This is a genomic window from Pseudoalteromonas sp. P1-13-1a (assembly GCF_001401875.1).
GTDB lineage: Bacteria > Pseudomonadota > Gammaproteobacteria > Enterobacterales > Alteromonadaceae > Pseudoalteromonas.
Genome location: NZ_LKDV01000083.1, coordinates 1 through 544, shown reverse-complemented (window position 1 = coordinate 544; position 544 = coordinate 1). Strand labels below are relative to the sequence as shown.

Below are 544 nucleotides of genomic sequence, written 5' to 3'. Positions count from 1 at the left end.
ACTGAACACCACCGCGCCAAGCATTAGCATTAATGCCTTGGTAGATACCAACGACACCACACCCACTATTAGCGGAACAAGCGATGCAGCCGATGGCACCACGATTAGCCTTACATTTGTAGACAGTGCAGGCGTTGAAACCACCGCCACCACTACAGTCAGCGGTGGCATCTGGAGCATTGATGCACCAAGTGCTTTAGCTGAAGGCGAATACACGGTCACCGCCGAAGTAGACGATGGTCTAGGGAATATCGGCAGCGCGAGCGAAACCGGTATTATTGACACCACCATACCAGCGATTGAAGTGGATACGCTAAGCGTAACAAACGACACCACACCGACGATTACCGGCACAGCGAATGCACCACAGGGCAGCACCGTAACGGTAGAGATCACCGATAGTAATAACGTGACACATACGGTGACAACGACACTCGGTGCGAATGGCACTTGGGGTGTGGCCGCCTCACAAGTGCTTGCTGAGGGCAGCTACACAGTAAGTGCAAGCGTAAGCGATGCCGCTGGCAATGAAGCCACAGCCTCT

The 544-nt window shown here is 53.7% G+C and carries 1 protein-coding gene; it reads left to right on the top strand.

What is annotated here, in order from left to right:
- On the top strand, positions 1-544 hold a 544-nt coding region (locus AN391_RS19860), incomplete at both ends, for an Ig-like domain-containing protein (RefSeq protein WP_235576510.1).